13 protein-coding genes are annotated in these 14,555 nt (G+C 66.7%); 8 read left to right on the forward strand and 5 right to left on the reverse strand.

What is annotated here, in order from left to right:
- Positions 1-7 precede the first annotated feature (7 nt).
- A complete protein-coding gene (locus tag ACIQCN_RS04235; protein WP_400603965.1) occupies positions 8-685 on the reverse strand; it encodes an alpha/beta family hydrolase in 678 nt (225 codons plus the stop codon).
- Positions 686-726: 41 nt separating this feature from the next.
- On the opposite strand from ACIQCN_RS04235, the gene ligD reads away from it, so the two are divergent.
- Positions 727-1,749, forward strand: coding sequence for a non-homologous end-joining DNA ligase (gene ligD / locus ACIQCN_RS04240; protein ID WP_400603963.1), 1,023 nt, complete (start codon positions 727-729; stop codon positions 1,747-1,749).
- A 7-nt stretch (positions 1,750-1,756) separates the two neighbouring features.
- Here the strand turns inward: ligD and ACIQCN_RS04245 are convergent, their stop codons facing one another.
- Entirely contained in the window at positions 1,757-2,377 is a 621-nt protein-coding gene (locus tag ACIQCN_RS04245) for an L-threonylcarbamoyladenylate synthase (RefSeq protein WP_400609561.1), read from the reverse strand.
- Between the two features lie 124 nt (positions 2,378-2,501).
- On the opposite strand from ACIQCN_RS04245, the gene ACIQCN_RS04250 reads away from it, so the two are divergent.
- Together ACIQCN_RS04250 and ACIQCN_RS04255 are read left to right on the forward strand one after the other, a co-directional pair.
- Entirely contained in the window at positions 2,502-2,936 is a 435-nt protein-coding gene (locus ACIQCN_RS04250) for a VOC family protein (RefSeq protein ID WP_400609563.1), read from the forward strand.
- A gap of 5 nt (positions 2,937-2,941) precedes the next feature.
- On the forward strand, positions 2,942-3,487 hold the full coding sequence (locus ACIQCN_RS04255; RefSeq protein ID WP_400609565.1) for a dihydrofolate reductase family protein: 546 nt from the start codon (positions 2,942-2,944) through the stop codon (positions 3,485-3,487).
- Here the strand turns inward: ACIQCN_RS04255 and ACIQCN_RS04260 are convergent.
- The gene (locus ACIQCN_RS04260; RefSeq protein ID WP_400603956.1) at positions 3,484-3,984 is read right to left on the reverse strand and encodes a hotdog fold thioesterase; all 501 of its coding nucleotides are present in this window, start codon (positions 3,982-3,984) and stop codon (positions 3,484-3,486) included. The genes ACIQCN_RS04255 and ACIQCN_RS04260 overlap by 4 nt on opposite strands.
- Positions 3,985-4,150: 166 nt before the next feature.
- Between ACIQCN_RS04260 and polA the strand changes: the two genes are divergently transcribed.
- The 3 genes from polA to rpsA all read left to right on the forward strand — a co-directional run bounded on the left by polA (position 4,151) and on the right by rpsA (position 9,815).
- Positions 4,151-6,793: a DNA polymerase I gene (gene polA / locus ACIQCN_RS04265; protein ID WP_400609839.1), complete on the forward strand. Its 2,643-nt coding sequence runs from the start codon at positions 4,151-4,153 to the stop codon at positions 6,791-6,793.
- A 43-nt stretch (positions 6,794-6,836) separates the two neighbouring features.
- Entirely contained in the window at positions 6,837-8,138 is a 1,302-nt protein-coding gene (locus ACIQCN_RS04270) for a GNAT family N-acetyltransferase (RefSeq protein ID WP_400609567.1), read from the forward strand.
- Positions 8,139-8,336: 198 nt separating this feature from the next.
- The gene (gene rpsA, locus ACIQCN_RS04275) at positions 8,337-9,815 is read left to right on the forward strand and encodes a 30S ribosomal protein S1 (protein WP_400603952.1); all 1,479 of its coding nucleotides are present in this window, start codon (positions 8,337-8,339) and stop codon (positions 9,813-9,815) included.
- An 82-nt stretch (positions 9,816-9,897) separates the two neighbouring features.
- Here rpsA and ACIQCN_RS04280 read toward each other — a convergent pair whose 3' ends face one another.
- Together ACIQCN_RS04280 and ACIQCN_RS04285 are read right to left on the reverse strand one after the other, a co-directional pair.
- Entirely contained in the window at positions 9,898-10,401 is a 504-nt protein-coding gene (locus ACIQCN_RS04280) for a GNAT family N-acetyltransferase (RefSeq protein ID WP_400609568.1), read from the reverse strand.
- Positions 10,385-11,074, reverse strand: a complete 690-nt coding sequence (locus ACIQCN_RS04285; RefSeq protein WP_400609570.1) for an IMPACT family protein — start codon at positions 11,072-11,074, stop codon at positions 10,385-10,387. Before ACIQCN_RS04285 ends, ACIQCN_RS04280 begins: the two co-directional genes overlap by 17 nt.
- Positions 11,075-11,154: 80 nt before the next feature.
- Here ACIQCN_RS04285 and coaE point away from each other — a divergent pair, with 80 nt between their 5' ends.
- Both coaE and uvrB read left to right on the forward strand, forming a co-directional pair.
- Positions 11,155-12,378, forward strand: a complete 1,224-nt coding sequence (gene coaE / locus ACIQCN_RS04290) for a dephospho-CoA kinase (RefSeq protein ID WP_400609572.1) — start codon at positions 11,155-11,157, stop codon at positions 12,376-12,378.
- Between the two features lie 9 nt (positions 12,379-12,387).
- On the forward strand, positions 12,388-14,487 hold the full coding sequence (gene uvrB, locus ACIQCN_RS04295) for an excinuclease ABC subunit UvrB (protein WP_400603945.1): 2,100 nt from the start codon (positions 12,388-12,390) through the stop codon (positions 14,485-14,487).
- Positions 14,488-14,555: the final 68 nt, after the last annotated feature.

Here is a 14,555-nt window from a genome sequence, read left to right on the forward strand (position 1 = left end):
GCCCGGCTCAGGCTGGACGGGCGATGAACTCCGCCACCGGCGCAGCCAGGGACGCGCCAATTTCTTCGGCCGGCCGTTTCCGGCCGGCTGCCGCAAAGGAGTGGTCGCCGCCGTCGATCCACTGCAGGACGGCGCTGGTCCCGATCCGTGAGACAACGTCCTCGAGGATCTGCGGGGTGGCAAAGGTATCCCGGGTGCCCTGGAGGAAGAGCATGGGCAGCGTGAGCCCGTACAGGTGTTCGTCCCGCAGCTTCCCGGGCTTGCCGGGGGCGTGCAGCGGGTAACCCAGATACACCAGCCCCGCGGCGGGCATCCCTTCGGCCACCGCCATGGAGGCCATCCGCCCGCCGAAGGATTTGCCTGCTGCCCACACCGGTCCGGTGTCGCCATGCTGCTCTGCCTCCTTCGCCGCCGCGGCCATCACCGCACGCCAGGTTGCAACGGCTGCGGGCGGGCGGTCCGGGAAGCGCCGCCCTGCTTCGCGGTACGGAAAGTTGAACCGCAGGGTTGCCAGGCCCAGATCGTTGAGCCCTGCCGTGAATCCGGCCAGGAAAGGATGGTCCATGCCGGCTCCGGCACCGTGGGCCACAACGAGGGTGGCCGTCGGCGCCGCGGGGCGCTCGTAGGCAACGGACACTGTTGCCTCGCCCGCCGGCAGCGGGATGTGCAGTTCGGTCAGGGGCATGCGTCCATCATGCCGGACGGGGCGGGGTGTACGTTGTCCCCATGGCGAGCGAACAGACCACCATCACCGTTCCGGGCCCCAATGGGGAGCGCGAGGTACGCATTTCAAGCCCGGCCCGGGTCCTCTGGCCGGAGCTTGGCATCACCAAGCTTGACCTGGCCCGGTACGTAAGTGACGTCGGCGAAGCCTTCATCGCGGCCAACGGCGGCCGGCCGGTCTCGCTGCAGCGGTTCTCCGACAATGTGGACGGCGAGCAGTTCTTTTCCAAGAACCCGCCCAAGGGTGCACCGGAGTTCATCCGGTCGGTCAAGGTGGTGTACCCCAGCGGCCGGTCGCATCCGCAGCTGGTCATGGACGAACCGGCCGCCGCGGTCTGGGCTGTCCAGATGAACACCATCGTGTTCCATCCGTGGCCGTCCCGCGCCGACAACACGGACAATCCGGACCAGCTGCGGATCGACCTCGATCCCCAGCCCGGCACCGGATTCGAAGAGGCAGTCCCCGCAGCCCTGGTCCTGAAGGATGTCCTGGCGGAGGCCGGGCTCACCGCTTTCATCAAGACCTCAGGGAACCGCGGCCTGCACGTCTACGCGCCCATCCGGCCCGACCGGGAGTTCCTGGACGTCCGGCACGCCGTCATCGCCGCTGCCCGCGAAGTGGAGCGGCGGATGCCGGAGAAGGTCACCACGGCCTGGTGGAAGGAAGAACGCGGCACCAAGGTGTTCCTGGACTACAACCAGGCGAACCGTGACCGCACCATTGCCGGCGCCTACAGTCCCCGTGCCCTGCCGCACGCTCCGGTGTCCTGCCCAATTACGTGGGAGGAACTGCCGGACGCGGACCCCCGCGATTTCACGGTGCAGACCGTCCCCGGGCGGCTAAGGACCGTGGGGGACCCCTGGGCCGGCTTCGGCGATAAACCGGGCAGGATCGACACGCTGCTCGAATGGTGGGAACGCGACAGCAGCAGCGGGCTGGGCGAACTGCCTTTCCCGCCGGACTATCCCAAGATGCCCGGGGAGCCGCCCCGGGTCCAGCCCAGCCGGGCCAGGAAGCAGGACTAGCAGGACCTCACTCGAACCTGGACGGATCTCCCGTGCCACGGCGCACCACATCTGCCACACCGCTGGAGAAGTCCACCACCGTGGTGGGTTCGGCTCCGCAGTCGCCGGCGTCGATGACGGCGTCCACCACGTGGTCCAGGCGTTCCTTGATTTCCCAGCCCTGCGTCAGTGGATCCTCCTCGTCCGGCAGCAGCAGGGTGCTGGAGAGCAGCGGTTCGCCCAGTTCGGCCAGCAGCGTCTGCACCACCCGGTTGTCAGGAATCCGGACGCCCACCGTCTTCTTCTTCGGATGCAGCAGCCGCTTGGGCACTTCGCGGGTGGCCGGCAGGATGAAGGTGTAGCTGCCCGGGGTGACGGACTTGATGCTGCGGAACACGTCGTTGCCGATGTTGACGAACTGGCCCAGCTGTGCGAAATCCCGGCACACAAGTGTGAAGTGGTGCTTGTCATCCAGTTGCCGGATGGCCCGGATGCGGTCCAGCGCATCCTTGTTGCCCATTTGTGCGCCCAGCGCATAGCAGGAATCCGTGGGGTAGGCGATCAGTCCGCCGTCGCGCACTATCTGGACGGCCTGCGCGATGGCGCGAGGCTGCGGGTCCTGGGGGTGAACGTCAAAGTATCTGGCCATGGACAGAGCCTACGTCTCCCGCCCCCTGAAGCGCAGCCCGCCCCTACCCACCGCGTGCATGATGGGGCAGGATGTTGTCTGGTTCCATCAGTGCAGCACCCGTTTCCAGATCAAGGAGATCCGCATGCCCACCACACTGAACCCTTACCTCGGCTTTCGCGACAACGCGCGGGAGGCGATGACGTTTTACCAGTCCGTGTTCGGCGGAGAGCTGACGGTGAGTACCTTTGCGGATTTCCAGGCCAGCGAGGACCCGGCCGAGGCGGACAAGGTGATGCACAGCATGCTGACCACCACCCAGGGCATGGTGCTGATGGGCGCTGACACGCCCAACAGCATGGAACACACGCCGGGGTCAGCAATTTCCATCTCGCTCAGCGGCGACGACGAAGTGGAACTGCGCGGCTACTACGAGAAACTCTGCGCGGACGGCGGCTCGGTCACGGTCCCCATGGAGCGCGCCCCCTGGGGCGACATTTTCGGCATGTGCACGGACCGGTTCGGCATCGCGTGGCTGGTCAATGTCAACAACGGGCAGGCCTCCGCGGGCGCGTCCTGACCCCCGTGACAACCATCCAGTACTTCGTGGGCGCATCCCTCGACGGGTTCATCGCCACGCCCGACGACGGGCTGGACTGGCTCCTGCAGTTCGACGGATTCGACGGCGGCCAGGAAAGTTACGACTCCTTCAAGGCCGGCGTCGGCTGCCTCGCCATGGGGCGGAGCACCTATACCTGGCTGCGGAAGCACGGCCCGGAGGTTTGGCCGTATCCCGGCATTCCCTGCTACGTCTTCACCCGGCACGAGCATGCCGCCCCGCCGGATTCGAACATCACCTTCGTGCGCGGTGACGTCCGCGAATTCGTGGATGACCTGAAGCAGGACGCACGCGGGCGGAACGTGTGGGTCATGGGCGGCGGGAACCTCGCTGCGCAGTTTGCCGACGCCGGCCTGCTTGATGAGCTGATCGTGTCCCTGGTTCCCGTGGTACTGGGCGAGGGCAAGCGCCTCCTGCCCATGGCGGGCCCGACGCCGCCGCTTGAGCTGGCTGCCTCACGCACCATGGGCAGGGGCGTGGTGGAGTTGCGGTACCGCCTGCGGGCGGGCTAACCGGCCGGTCGCTGACCGGTGGGCCTACGTTCACCCGTTGGATTGTCCCGCAGCAGGTTGGTGATCCGCGCCGTCGAGAGCCGCCTGCCGGCGCTGTCCGTCACCACTATCTCGTGCGTGGCCAGGGTGCGGCCCAGGTGGATGGCCCTGCACGTGCCGGTGACGGTGCCCGTGGAGATGGAGCGGTGGTGCGTTGCGTTGACCTCGATGCCGACGGCGTGGCGGTCCGGACCGGCGTGCATGGCGGAGGCGAAGGAACCGAGCGTTTCGGCCAGCACCACGTGGGCGCCGCCGTGCAGGATTCCTGCCACCTGGGTGTTGCCCTCTACCGGCATGGTGGCCACGGAAAGTTCGGGGTCCATTTCCACGAAGCGGATACCCATCTTCACCACCAGCGGGCCGATGCCGTAGCGTCCCAGCCAGCCGTGCAGGTGCTCGGGAACGCCGGCGGCGGCCAGCTCTGCCGCGAAGGGGCCGGGCGTGAAATTGTCCATCATGGCAACTAGGCTGGCACCTGTGAGTGAAACAACCAAACCGGCCCCCTTCCCCTCCCAGACCCTTCAGGAAGAGCCTGCTTCGCAGGGAACTCCGGTTTCAGCGACCGACGCCCCCGTGGTCCCGATGACGGGCCAGCCGCGGCTCCTGGTCCTGGACGGCCACTCCATGGCGTTCCGGGCATTCTTCGCCCTTCCGGCAGACAAGTTCTCCACCTCGAACGGCCAGCACACCAACGCCATCCACGGTTTCACCTCGATGCTGATCAACCTGATCAAGGAACAGCAGCCCACCCACATCGCGGTGGCATTCGACGTCTCGGATGAGACTACGCACCGCAAGGCCGACTACAGCGAGTACAAGGGCGGCCGGAACGAAACCCCGCGCGAGATGAGCGGGCAGATCGACCTCATCGCCCAGGTCATGGAGGCCTGGGGCATCAAGACCATCAAAATGCCGGGCTACGAGGCGGACGACATCCTGGCCACCCTCGCGGCAATGGGTGAAAAGGCCGGCTTCGAAGTGTTGCTGGTCTCCGGCGACCGGGACGCCTTCCAGCTGATCACCGACAAAGTGTTCGTGCTGTACCCCAAGAAGGGCGTCAGCGACATTCCGCGCATGGACGCCGCCGCCATCCACGCCAAATACTTTGTGGGACCCAACCACTACTCGGACCTTGCCGCCCTGGTGGGGGAGACGGCGGACAACCTCCCCGGCGTGCCCGGCGTGGGCCCCAAGACCGCCGCCAAATGGATCAATCTTTACGGCGGGCTGGAAGGGGTGCTGGAAAACCTCGACGCCATTGGCGGGAAAGTGGGCGATGCCCTCCGCGAGAACGTGGAGAACGTCAAGCGCAACCGCCGGCTGAACCAGCTGCACACGGACCTTGAACTGCCGGTCACCCTCGAAGACCTTTACCAGCCCCGCCCGGACCAGGCAGCCCTGGAAGACCTGTTCGATCAGCTGGAATTCAAGACGATCCGCAGCAGGCTTTTCGCCCTTTACGGCGACGACACCGCGCCTGCGGCTGAGCGCGAATCCATCGACACGCCCGCGTACGCCACCCCGGCTTCCGCCGCTGAGCTTCAGGCATTCCTGGCGGCGGGCACAGGGCAACGCTCAGCCCTGGCCGTTGACCTGGTCCCCGGCCGGATCGGCGAGGACGCCGCCGCAGTGGCCATCGTCCGCCCCGACGCGGCGGTGTACCTGGACCTGGCGGCCCAGGACGCGGAGACCGAAAGTGTGCTGGCAGCCTGGCTCCGGGATCCGGAGGCTCCCAAGGTCATGCACGGATTCAAGGCCGCACTGAAGGCACTTACTGCCCGCGGCCTGGAACTCGAAGGCGTTGTGGATGACACCTCCATCTCCGGATACCTGATCCAGCCGGACCGCCGGACGTACGAGCTCGCGGAACTTGCCCAGCACCACCTGAACGTCGGCATCCCGTCCGCAACGGCAAAGGCGGGCCAGCTGGAACTGTCCTTTGACGGGGACGATGCCGCCGCCGCGGACGCGCTGGTCCAGGCAGCCGCCGTCGTACTCTCGCTGAGCCGCTACTTCGAAGCGGAACTGAAGGAACGGCGCGCCGAGGAACTGCTCTCCACGCTGGAACTGCCGGTCAGCCGCGTGCTGGCGGACATGGAGCTGGCGGGTATCGGCATCGACATGGCCCGGATGGACGAACAGCTCGCTGACCTGTCGCGGGTGATCGACCATGCCCAGGAACAGGCGTTCGCCGCGATCGGCCACGAGGTGAACCTGGGTTCGCCCAAGCAGCTGCAGGCCGTCCTGTTCGACGAACTCCAGCTGCCCAAGACCAAAAAGATCAAGTCCGGCTACACCACGGACGCCGCCTCCCTGAAGAACCTCCTGGAAAAGACCGGGCACGAGTTCCTGGTCCAGCTCATGGCGCACCGCGAGGCCGCCAAGCTGCGCCAGATGGTGGAGTCGCTGAAGAAGTCCGTGGCCGAGGACGGTCGGATCCACACCACCTACGCCCAGAACGTGGCCGCCACCGGCCGGATCTCCTCCAACAACCCCAACCTGCAGAACATCCCCATCCGCAGCGAGGAGGGCAGGCGGGTCCGCGGCATCTTCGTGGTCAGCGAGGGTTATGAGTGCCTGCTCTCCGCGGACTACTCACAGATCGAAATGCGGATCATGGCCCATCTGTCAGGGGACGAAGGGCTGATCCAGGCGTACAGGGACGGCGAGGACCTGCACCGGTTCGTCGGCTCCAACATCTTCCACGTGCCCACGGACCAGGTCACCAGCGCCATGCGCTCGAAGGTCAAGGCGATGTCCTACGGACTGGCATACGGGCTGACGTCTTTCGGCCTGTCCAAGCAGCTGGAAATCTCGGTGGACGAGGCCCGCACCCTCATGAAGGACTACTTCGACCGGTTTGGCGCCGTCCGCGATTACCTGCGCGGCGTGGTGGACCAGGCGCGGATCGACGGATACACGGCCACCATCGAAGGCCGCCGCCGCTACCTCCCTGACCTGACCAGCACGGACCGCCAGCTGCGGGAGAACGCCGAGCGCATCGCCCTGAACAGTCCCATCCAGGGATCCGCGGCGGACATCATCAAACGCGCCATGCTGGGCGTCCACGCCGAACTGCACGCGCAGGGGCTCAAGTCCCGGATGCTGCTGCAGGTCCATGACGAACTGGTGCTGGAAGTGGCCCCCGGCGAACGGGATGCCGTGGAGCGGCTGGTCTCGGAACAGATGGCTGCGGCGGCGGACCTGCGGGTACCGCTCGAGGTGCAGATCGGCGTCGGTCCCAGCTGGTACGACGCCGGCCACTGACCCGACGCTGGCCCTTCCGCGGATCCGTGGCTAGGCTCGGGGCGTGGGAGATCCAGGGGTGGACTACGAAATCCGGCGGTTCGAACCGGCAACCAAGGGCAGTCCCGGCTATGCCGCCGCGGCTGCGTGGATGCAGGCTGTCGCGTTCGGTTTCCATGACGAGCGCCGTACGGACGCCCGCGTGGACCGGGGCCTGGAGATGCATCTTGTGGACCGGCGGATTCTCACGGGTGCTTACCGGACAGGGCCGGCGCCGGCCCATGCCCTGGGGCCGGACGTGCCCGTGGCCACCTTCGGCACCATGGACAAGACGCTCAACGTGGGCTTCGGCAGGCTCCTCGAAACCCGCCTGGTAACGGCCGTGACCGTGCGGACACCGCACCGCCGCCGTGGCCTGCTGCGCCGCATGATGATCGGGGAACTGGCGCTGGCCCAGGAACAGGGGCTGGCCATGGCGGCCCTCACCGCGTCCGAGGCCTCCATCTACGGGCGCTTCGGGTTCGGCGCGGCCACGTCCGAGCAGTCCATCAAGGTGGACACCAGTGCCCGGTTCGCCCTCGACCACGCGCCGATGGGCACCGTGGAAGTAGCCGACCCCAAAGTGCTGCTGGAGCTCGCGCCGCAGATATTTGAGCGTGTTCACCGCCTGACCCCGGGTTCCATCGGGCGGCACGAGTTTTACCGCCAGTTTGTCTCCGGCTCCGTCCGCCGGGAAGGCGAAGACGGGGACCCGAAGGTCCGGGCTGCCTTGCATTACGGGCCCGACGGCGGAGTGGACGGCTATGTGTCCTACCGGTTCTGCGGCTGGGACAAGGAGCCCTACACCATGGAAATCGTGGACCTGGTGGCTGCAACCCGGGACGCTTACCTGGAATTGTGGCAGTACCTTGCCGCGATTGACCTCGTGGAGCGGATCACGTGGGAGGAGGCGCCGGTGGACGACCCCCTGCCCTGGGCGCTGGCGGATTCCCGCTGCGTGGATGCCTCAACGCCCAGGGACATGCTGTGGCTGCGCATCCTGGACGTGGGGAAAGCCCTCGAAGCCCGGAAATTTTCCGCAGACGGCCGCCTCCTGCTCAAGGTGGCCGACCCTCTTGGCCTCGACGACGGAACGTTCGAGCTGAACGTCCAGGGCGGGGAAGCCACCGTCGAACGCGTTTCACCCGGTCACGAAGCCGACCTTGAGTTGGATATCTCCGCGCTCTCGTCGGTCTACCTCGGCGCCGTGCACCCGGTGACACTCACGGCCGCCGGGCGGATCCGGGAAGGCGCACCCGGAGCCGCCGCCCGCGCCGCCGCCATGTTCGCCGTCGAACGCCCGGCCCACTGCCTGACGCACTTCTGAGCCCTTTCGCTTTTGACCCGTGTTGTGCGCAGCGACTAGAATGAACGGGCGTGCACTACGCGCGCTCTTTGTAAAATCCACAAAATCAGGATGACCCGGAGGATCCGTCGGATTCACCGCGAATCGCGCCTGCGTTCCATGACGCGGGCGCGCCGGTTTGCCTGACCGACTAACTATCCACAACGGAGCCCCTACTACATGACCATCACCTCCACCGAGAAGCCCGGTACCCCCGTAGTCGCGATCAACGACATCGGTACCGCTGAGGACTTCCTCGCAGCTGTCGACGCCACCATCAAGTACTTCAACGACGGAGACCTCGTTGAAGGCACCGTCGTCAAGGTCGACCGCGATGAAGTCCTGCTCGACATCGGTTACAAGACCGAAGGTGTCATCCCCTCCCGCGAGCTTTCCATCAAGCACGACGTTGACCCCGGAGACGTTGTCTCCGTCGGCGATCAGGTCGAGGCCCTGGTGCTCACCAAGGAAGACAAAGAAGGCCGCCTGATCCTCTCCAAGAAGCGTGCTCAGTACGAGCGTGCCTGGGGCGACATCGAGAAGGTCAAGGAAGAAGACGGCGTCGTCACCGGTACCGTCATCGAGGTTGTCAAGGGTGGTCTTATCCTCGACATCGGCCTGCGCGGCTTCCTGCCCGCATCCCTCGTCGAGATGCGCCGTGTGCGCGACCTGGCTCCGTACATCGGCCAGCAGATCGAAGCCAAGATCATCGAGCTGGACAAGAACCGCAACAACGTTGTTCTGTCCCGCCGTGCATGGCTCGAGCAGACCCAGTCCGAGGTCCGCTCCACCTTCCTCAACAAGCTGGAAAAGGGCCAGGTCCGTCCCGGCGTTGTTTCCTCCATCGTCAACTTCGGTGCCTTCGTGGACCTGGGCGGCGTAGACGGCCTCGTCCACGTTTCCGAGCTGTCCTGGAAGCACATCGACCACCCGTCCGAGGTTGTCGAAGTTGGCCAGGAAGTCACCGTCGAGGTTCTCGAGGTCGACCTGGACCGCGAGCGTGTCTCCCTGTCGCTCAAGGCTACGCAGGAAGACCCGTGGCAGACCTTCGCCCGCACCCACGCCCTCGGCCAGGTTGTTCCGGGTAAGGTCACCAAGCTGGTTCCGTTCGGTGCGTTCGTCCGTGTCGAGGACGGCATCGAAGGCCTCGTGCACATCTCCGAGCTGGCTGTCCGCCACGTGGAGCTGGCCGAGCAGGTTGTCTCCGTTGGCGACGAGCTGTTCGTCAAGGTCATCGACATCGACCTGGAACGCCGCCGCATCTCGCTGTCCCTCAAGCAGGCCAACGAGGGCGTCGACGCCGACAGCACCGAATTCGATCCTGCTCTGTACGGCATGGCCGCAGAGTACGACGAAGAGGGCAACTACAAGTACCCCGAGGGCTTCGATCCCGAGTCCAACGAGTGGCTTGAAGGCTACGAGAACCAGCGCGCCGCCTGGGAGCAGCAGTACGCTGACGCCCAGACCCGTTGGGAAGCCCACAAGAAGCAGGTTGCCCAGCACGCTGCTGACGACGCCGCTGCTGCCACCTCCGGTGACAGCGACTCCGGCGCCACCAGCTACTCTTCGGAGCCCGCTGCCGAGTCCAACGCCGGTGCAGGCACGCTTGCATCCGACGAGGCCCTCGCCGCGCTGCGCGAGAAGCTGACCGGCAACTAATTGCCACCGGCCCTTCCGGGCCAACGCAGCGGACCCCCTGCCCACCGGCAGGGGGTCCGCTGCGTTTAAGGGCTGCAGGCGGTCAAAGCCCTACCGTGGCCAGGACGGTTCCGTCATCTTCCCCGGCCAGCGTGGCCCCCAGCCCGGACAGGAGCTGCTGTGCGGCCAGGTTACCGGCAAGGGTCCGGGCCAGCACCTGTGCCAGCCCCGCCTTCCGCGCCTCTGCCAGCAGCAGCGTCAGGGCCGCACCTCCGACACCGCGGGAACGGAAACTCCTGCCCAGCCAGATCCCTGCCTCGCCGGCGGGCCCCCTGCCCGTAGCCTCCGTGCGTTTGAGCCGCACGGAACCGGCCACCTCGCCGCAGCACAGAACGGCCCAGGTCTTTTCGCCGGCCCGACCGTCGAGCCCGTCCGCGGCAGCGCGGTGGTGGGCGCGGAACCAGGCGGTGCGTTCGGCGTTCCAGCCGGGCCCGCCCAGCGGGGGAGCCACCTCGTCCGGGGACGCGTCCCGCTTCGCGAGGGCCAGCAGCGACTCCATGACGGCGTCGTCCACGTCCACCAGGGACACGTCAGGCAAGTGCGGCATCCACCCACTCCGTTCCCTCCGGGGCCAGCTCAACGCTGCCGGCTGTCAGCACCTGCAGCCGTTCCGCGGCAGCGGCGATGGCTTCGGCGTTATCGGCTACAGCCAGGCGCAGGACCGTCTCCCCGGCGCCGTAGCTGGTCCCTGCCATCACGAAGCCGGCGGCCCGGAGGTCGTTTTCCAGCCTGCCTGCTGCCGCGTGGGGTACCGCCGCGGAACAGATGCGCAGCCGGCTGCGCCGCACCAGGGGCACCAGTGAGAGCGCAGAGGAGACCGATTCCGAGTAGGCGCGGACCAGCCCGCCGGCGCCGAGCAGGATTCCGCCGAAATAACGGACGACGACGGCACTCACGTCGCTGAGGTCAGCCACCCCGGGTGCGGTCTCCCTTTTGGCCAGGGCGTCGAGCATCGGGATTCCTGCGGTTCCGGACGGTTCGCCGTCGTCGCTGGAGCGCTGGACGTCACGGTCAGGGCCGAGGATGAAGGCGGAACAGTGGTGCCGCGCGTCGTGGAATTCACGCCGGAGTCCGGCCACCAGCTCCCGGGCCTCTTCCTCGGTGCCGGCGCGGCGCAGGACCGTGATGAACCGGGAGCGCTTGACCTCGATCTCCTGCCGGAAATCCGGACCCGCTGCCAGCGTGGTGTAGGACGTGGTCCTGCTCTCTTGCGCATGCATCCGCCCCAGTCTAGGCCCCCCACCCACCGGCGCTGCATCCGGCCGGGACCTGCGGACGGTCCGGCTAGTAGGCTGGCGGCGTGTTAAAAATTGGACTGACGGGCGGGATCGCTTCGGGGAAATCGGTGGTAGCCGCCCGGCTGCGGGAACGCGGCGCCGAGCTGGTGGACGCCGACGCGCTGGCCCGCGAAGTGGTTGAGCCCGGGACCGAGGGCCTGGACCGAATCGTGCGTGAGTTCGGCAGCGGCATGATTGGCGGCGACGGCCGGCTGGACCGTGCCCGGCTCGGCGCGGCGGTCTTCGGCGATCCCGGCCGGCTCGCGGCGTTGAACGCCATCGTGCACCCCCTGGTCCGGGCCCGCGCTGCGGCGATCACGGCTGCCGCACCGGAGGACGGCGTGGTGGTCCAGGACATTCCGCTCCTGGTGGAAACCGGCCAGGGGGATGATTTCCATCTGGTGGTGGTGGTTGATGCGCCGGATGACGTGCGGGTGCAACGAATGCGGGAGCACCGCGGGATGACCGAGGACGAGGCCCGTTCGCGGATGGCCGCCCAGGCCACTCGGGAGGACCGGATCGCGGCGGCGGACGTCGTGCTGGACAACGGCGGCAGCGTCGACGGGCTGCTGGAACAGGTGGACGCACTGTGGGATGACAGGCTGGTGCCGTTTGCCCGCAACCTGGCCGCCGGCCGCCGCGCGCCCCGGACCGGCGGACCCGTCCTGGCACCGCACCGTCCGGAGTGGGCCCGGCAGGCAGCCCGGACGGCGGCTCGACTGCGCGCAGCGGCCCCGGAACTCATCCTGGCCGTGGACCATATCGGCTCCACTTCGGTGCCGGGCCTGGCCGCGAAGGACGTCATCGACCTGCAGGTGGCAGTGCGGGACCTGGCCGACGCGGACACCCTCGCACCGGCGCTGGCGGCCGCCGGTTTCCCGTTGGTGCCGGGCATCGGGCAGGACGCCCCCAAACCATCGCAGTCCGATCCCGCCCTGTGGCAGAAGAGGTTCCACGCCAACGCCGACCCCGGCCGGCCGGTCAACCTCCACGTCCGGCCTGCCGGCTCTGCCGGCTGGCGCTTCGCCCTCATGTTCCGGGACTGGCTGCGGTCCGACGCGGCCGCCCTCACCCTCTACGCGAAACTTAAAGCGGGGCTGGCCGAGCGCTTCGCCGGCGCCGCGGATACCGAAGCCTATGCCGCGGCCAAGGAACCGTGGTTCGCCGGGGTCGCCTGGCCCCGGATGTCCGCCTGGGCCGCGGCGACCGGGTGGGAGCCGCCGTCGTACCCTCCCGCCCGGCTGTAGATTAGATTCATGAGCCTTGCGCAGGATATCAACCGTGTTGTAGCGCCCTTCGAGGTCATCAGCGACTTCAAGCCGGCCGGTGACCAGCCCGCCGCCATCGCCGAACTCACCGAACGCATCAGGAACGGCGAGAAGGATGTGGTGCTGCTGGGCGCCACCGGAACCGGCAAGAGCGCCACCACGGCCTGGCTGATCGAGCAGGTACAGCGGCCCACCCTGGTCATGGTGCAGAACAAGACCCTCGCCGCACAGCTCGCCAACGAGTTCCGGGAACTCCTGCCCAACAACGCGGTGGAATATTTCGTCTCCTACTACGACTACTACCAGCCCGAAGCGTACGTGGCGCAGACCGATACCTTCATCGAGAAGGACTCCTCCATCAACGAGGAAGTGGAGCGGCTCCGGCACTCTGCCACCAACGCGCTGCTCACCCGCCGCGATGTGGTGGTGGTGGCCACCGTGTCCTGCATCTATGGCCTGGGCACCCCCGAGGAGTACATCGCCGGGATGGTGACGCTCCGCAAGGGCGACGAGATGAATCGTGACCATCTCCTCCGGAAGTTCGTCGCGATGCAGTATGCCCGCAACGACATCGACTTCCACCGCGGCACCTTCCGCGTGCGGGGCGACACGGTGGAGATCATCCCCATGTATGAGGAACTGGCCATCCGGATCGAGTTCTTCGGCGACGAGATCGAAAACATCCAGACGCTCCACCCCGTCACCGGTCAGGTGATCCGGGACGAAGAAGAAATGTACGTTTTCCCTGCGTCGCACTACGTCGCCGGTCCCGAACGCATGGCCAGGGCCATCAAGCGGATCGAAGACGAACTGGCGGACCGGCTCAAGGTGCTCGAAAGCCAAAACAAGCTCGTCGAGGCCCAGCGGCTCCGGATGCGCACCACGTACGACCTCGAAATGATGCAGCAGATGGGCTTCTGCAACGGCATCGAGAACTACTCGGTGCACATTGACGGCCGCGAGCCGGGCTCCGCGCCGCACTGCCTCCTGGATTACTTCCCGGACGATTTCCTGCTGGTCATTGACGAATCCCACGTCACCGTCCCGCAAATCGGCGCCATGTACGAAGGCGACATGTCCCGCAAGCGGAACCTCGTGGACTTCGGCTTCCGACTGCCATCGGCCATGGACAACCGCCCGCTGAAATGGGATGAATTCCTGGAGCGCGTGGGCCAGACCGTCTACCTGTCCGCCACGCCCGGCAAGTACGAACTCGGCAAGGCGGACGGCTTCGTGCAGCAGATCATCCGGCCCACCGGGCTCATCGACCCGGAAGTGGTGGTCAAGCCCACCAAGGGCCAAATCGATGACCTCCTGGGAGAGATCAAGGAAAGGACGGAGCGGAACGAACGCGTCCTGGTCACCACCCTCACCAAGCGGATGGCCGAGGACCTCACCAACTATCTCCTGGGCCACGGCGTCAAGGTGGAGTACCTGCACTCGGACGTCGACACGCTACGCCGGGTGGAGTTGCTGCGCGAGCTGCGGATGGGCACCTTCGACGTACTCGTGGGCATCAACCTGCTCCGGGAAGGCCTTGACCTGCCGGAAGTCTCCCTTGTCAGCATCCTCGACGCGGACAAGGAAGGATTCCTGCGCTCCTCCACCTCGCTGATCCAGACCATCGGTCGCGCCGCCCGAAACGTCTCCGGCCAGGTCCACATGTACGCGGACCGCATCACGGATTCCATGGCGCATGCCATCGACGAAACCAACCGGCGCCGTGCCATCCAGGTGGCGTACAACACCGAAAACGGCATCGACCCGCAGCCGCTGCGGAAGAAGATCGCTGACATCACGGACCAGCTGGCCAAGGAAGACGCCGACACCCAGGAGCTGCTCAACAACAACCGCCTGGCCAAGGGCGCCAAGAGGACCAGGTCCGCAGCCAAGGGTGCAGCCAAGGTCCGTTCCGACGGACTGGCCGCGGCGCCCGCCGAGGACCTGGTGGGCCTGATCGAACAGCTCACCGAGCAGATGCACGGCGCGGCCGCCGAGTTGCAGTTCGAAGTGGCCGCCAGGATCCGCGACGAGGTCAGCGAACTGAAGAAGGAACTGCGGCAGATGCAGGCCGCCGGGCACGCCTGAGGTAGAGTTAAGGCCACGTAGGGGAGTATCCCGAGCGCTACGATCGTCAACACGCAGGGCATGGTTGC

This window comes from Pseudarthrobacter sp. NPDC092424, assembly GCF_044754925.1.
Lineage (GTDB): Bacteria > Actinomycetota > Actinomycetes > Actinomycetales > Micrococcaceae > Arthrobacter.

Bases quoted from the DNA above. Each gene is read 5' to 3' on its own strand.
- ACIQCN_RS04235 (WP_400603965.1), bottom strand. From the start codon at position 685: ATGCCCCTGACCGAACTGCACATCCCGCTGCCGGCGGGCGAGGCAACA.
- ligD (WP_400603963.1), top strand. From the start codon at position 727: ATGGCGAGCGAACAGACCACCATCACCGTTCCGGGCCCCAATGGGGAG.
- ACIQCN_RS04245 (WP_400609561.1), bottom strand. From the start codon at position 2,377: ATGGCCAGATACTTTGACGTTCACCCCCAGGACCCGCAGCCTCGCGCC.
- ACIQCN_RS04250 (WP_400609563.1), top strand. From the start codon at position 2,502: ATGCCCACCACACTGAACCCTTACCTCGGCTTTCGCGACAACGCGCGG.
- ACIQCN_RS04260 (WP_400603956.1), bottom strand. From the start codon at position 3,984: ATGATGGACAATTTCACGCCCGGCCCCTTCGCGGCAGAGCTGGCCGCC.
- polA (WP_400609839.1), top strand. From the start codon at position 4,151: ATGGCGTTCCGGGCATTCTTCGCCCTTCCGGCAGACAAGTTCTCCACC.
- rpsA (WP_400603952.1), top strand. From the start codon at position 8,337: ATGACCATCACCTCCACCGAGAAGCCCGGTACCCCCGTAGTCGCGATC.
- ACIQCN_RS04280 (WP_400609568.1), bottom strand. From the start codon at position 10,401: ATGCCGCACTTGCCTGACGTGTCCCTGGTGGACGTGGACGACGCCGTC.
- ACIQCN_RS04285 (WP_400609570.1), bottom strand. From the start codon at position 11,074: ATGCATGCGCAAGAGAGCAGGACCACGTCCTACACCACGCTGGCAGCG.
- uvrB (WP_400603945.1), top strand. From the start codon at position 12,388: ATGAGCCTTGCGCAGGATATCAACCGTGTTGTAGCGCCCTTCGAGGTC.